This is a genomic window from Streptomyces fuscigenes (assembly GCF_021556455.1).
GTDB lineage: Bacteria > Actinomycetota > Actinomycetes > Streptomycetales > Streptomycetaceae > Streptomyces > Streptomyces fuscigenes.
Map to the genome: position 1 here is coordinate 1 of NZ_JAKGCV010000531.1, position 3,386 is coordinate 3,386.

At 72.9% G+C, this 3,386-nt stretch carries 2 protein-coding genes; one reads left to right on the forward strand and one right to left on the reverse strand.

The window, feature by feature from the left end:
• Positions 1-226: 226 nt before the first annotated feature.
• Positions 227-1,882 carry a cytochrome c biogenesis protein CcdA gene (locus L1885_RS25790; RefSeq protein WP_235799572.1) on the forward strand — a complete coding sequence of 552 codons (1,656 nt, stop codon included), beginning with the start codon at positions 227-229 and terminating at the stop codon, positions 1,880-1,882.
• Positions 1,883-2,090: 208 nt separating this feature from the next.
• Here L1885_RS25790 and L1885_RS25795 read toward each other — a convergent pair.
• A partial coding sequence (locus L1885_RS25795; protein ID WP_235799573.1) for a S1C family serine protease occupies positions 2,091-3,386 on the reverse strand: 1,296 nt, incomplete at its 5' end.

The window sequence follows — 3,386 nt, forward strand, 5'->3', positions numbered from 1 at the left end:
GCACCCGCCGCCCCGCGGCGTCCCGGCCCGCGACGCACTCCCGGGACCGCGCACCCCGCACCCCGCAACGCACGCCCCGGGCCACAGGAGCCCCGCGCGCACGCCTCCCCCGCCCCGTTCCGCGCCGCGCGCCCGCGCCTCGAAGACTTCTTACGGTTCGGTGAAGCGGGGCCTCCGGGAGGGCTCGGGCGGCGCTTCGCACAGTTCGCGGAACTAGCGTGAGTACGTGCTCACACTGGTACTGATCGGACTTGTCGGCGGGTTCATCACGGGGATCTCCCCGTGTGTCCTGCCCGTACTGCCCGTCGTCTTCATGACGGGCGGCGTGCGCAGGCGCCCCTATCTCATCGTCGCGGGGCTCGCGTTGAGCTTCAGCGTGTTCACCCTGGTCGGCACGCTGATCGTGAGTGCGCTGCCCGTGCCGCAGGACATCATCCGCTGGGCCGGGCTCGTGGTCCTGGTGGTGCTGGGCGTCGCCATGATGTTCCCGAAGGTGCAGGACCTGCTGGAGCGGCCGTTCGCGCGGATGGGCAAGAGCCGCGTGCGGGGGGAGCGCGGGGACTTCGTGCTGGGGCTCGCGCTGGGCGCGGTGTACGTGCCGTGCGCGGGGCCCGTCCTCGCCGCGATCACCGTCGCCGGGGCCACGCACCGCATCGGGGTCGGGACGGTCGCGCTGACCCTCGCGTTCGCGGTGGGAACGGCGGCCCCGCTGCTGTTCTTCGCACTCGCGGGGCGCGGGGTCGCCGAGCGCGTGCGGGCGTTCCGCGAGCGGCAGCGGGGCGTGCGCTTCGCGGCGGGGCTCGTGGTGATCGGGCTCGCCGTGGCGCTGACCTTCAACGTCACCGACGTGCTCCAGCGCGCGGTGCCCGACTACACGGCGAAGCTGAACCAGGCGCTCGACAAGTCGGGCGCCGTCGGGGCGATCGGCGCCGCGCAGAACGCGGGTCTCCAGCACTGCGCGCAGCTGCCCAGCCCGGACCCGGTCGACTGCGGGAAGGCGCCCGCGATCACCGGTATCCAGCAGTGGTTCAACACCCCCGGCGACAAGCCGCTGCCGCAGAGCGCGCTCAAGGGGAAAGTGGTGCTCGTCGACTTCTGGGCGTACTCCTGCATCAACTGCCAGCGCGCCATCCCGCACCTCAACGCCTGGTACGAGAACTACAAGAAGGACGGGCTGGTCGTCGTCGGCGTCCACTCCCCCGAGTACGCCTTCGAGCACGTGCCGGCCGACGTCGAGGCGGGTGCCAGGCGGCTGCACATGACGTACCCGATCGCGCTCGACAACAAGTTCGCGACCTGGAACAACTTCGGCAACAACTCCTGGCCCGCCGAGTACCTCATCGACGCCAAGGGCGAGGTGCGTCATGTCGCCGTCGGCGAGGGGGAGTACGACACCGGCGAGACGCTGATCCGGCAGCTGCTCACGGCCGCGCACCCCGGCGTGAAGCTGCCGCCCGCCACGCACGTCGCCGACACCACGCCGACCGACGACGTCCAGACGCCCGAGACCTATCTCGGCTCCGAGCGGGCGCAGGCGTACGTGGGCGGGCAGTTGTCCGACGGCGTGCACCGGTTCACCGCGCCCGCGGGTCCCGTGCCCCAGAACGCGTTCGCGCTCGACGGCACCTGGTCCGTGGGCAAGGAGGCGCTGACGGCGAAGCAGGACGCGTCGATCGACCTGGCGTTCTCCGCGGACGACGTGTATCTGGACGTCGGCGGCACCGGGACGGTGACCGCCACGCTCAACGGGAGGACCAGCACCTACAAGGTGTCGGGCGCGCCGAACATCTACGCCGTCGTCCACGGGGACGACCCGAGCAACGGCACGCTCCACCTGAAGCTGTCGCCGGGGCTCAGCGCGTACTCGTTCACCTTCGGGTGAGGCCGGCGCCGCGGCGGGCCTCCCCCCGTTGCGGCGGCCGCCTGCGGGCCGCGGGCCCCGGGCCGCGGCTGGGGCCCGCGGTGCCCCCCAACCCCCGCCCGGCGGACGGACGGGGCGAGGCGGGACGGACCCGAGACGGAACGGGACGGGGGCAGCACGGAGGGCGGGTGCCGGTGCCGGCGCCCGCCCTCCGCTGTGTCCTGGCGCGTCAGCTCTTGCTGTCGCCCTTGCGCGCGCCGAGCGTGACCTCGACCGTGTGGTTCGAACCGTCGCGCTGGTAGGTCAGGCTGACCTTGTCGTTCGGCTTGTGCGTCCAGATCTCGCTGATGAGCGTCGGGCCGCTGTCGATCGGGGTGCTGCCGAACTTCGTGATGACGTCGCCCGAGCGCAGGCCGGCCTTGGCGGCGGGGCCGTTCGGCGTGACCGCCTGGCTGCCGTCGACGCCCTGGGCGGCGATCACCGCTCCGTTGCCGCCCTGGTCGCCCTGCTGGCTGTCGTCCATGGTGACCGTGGCGCCGATGATCGGGTAGACGGGCTCGCCGGTCTTGATGAGCTGCTGGGCCACCGTGGACGCCTGGTTGATCGGGATGGCGAAGCCGAGGCCGACCGAGCCGGGCTGGCTGCTGCTGCCGCCGAGCCCGCCGCCGCCTCCGCCGCCGCCCGGCTGGATCGCCGAGTTGATGCCGATGACCGCGCCGCGCGCGTCGAGCAGCGGGCCGCCCGAGTTGCCGGGGTTGATCGACGCGTCGGTCTGGAGCGCGCTCATGTACGAGGTGCTGTTGCCGCTCTCGTCGCCGGAGACGACGGGGCGGTGCTCGGCGCTGATGATGCCGGTGGTCACCGTGTTGGACAGGCCGAACGGCGCGCCGATCGCGATCGTCGAGTCGCCGACCTGGGCCTTGTCGGAGTTGCCGAGCGGCAGGGGCTTGAGGCCGGAGGGCGCGTTCGTCAGCTTGATGACGGCGACGTCGTAGCCCTCGGCCCTGCCGACGACCTCGGCCTTGTACTTCTTGCCGTTGGAGAAGGTCGCGGAGAGCTTGCCGCCGCTCGCCGCGTCCGCGACGACGTGGTTGTTCGTCAGGATGTGGCCCTGCTTGTCGAAGACGAAGCCGGTGCCGGTGTCGCCGCTGCCGTTGCCGCTGGTGGCGTCGATGGTGACGACGCTCGGCAGGGAGTTGGCGGCCACCGCGGCCACCGATCCGGCCGCGGCCTTGCCCTTGGGCAGATCGGCGGCGGAGACCGTGGTCGAGCCGATGCCGCCGTTGTCGTCGCTGGAGGCGGCCCAGTAGCCGATGCCTCCACCGATGCCGCCGGCGACGAGCGCGCCGACGATGACGGCGGCGATCAGCCCGCCCCTTATCCGTCCGCCGCGGCCGGGCGGCTGCTGCTCGGGCGAGCCCCAGGCCGGGCCGCCGGGGCCCTCGGGGCCGCCGCCGAAGCCCTGCCCGCCGGGACCGGCGGGCGAACCGTAGGCGGGATACTGCGGCGGGGGCGGCGGCCAGCC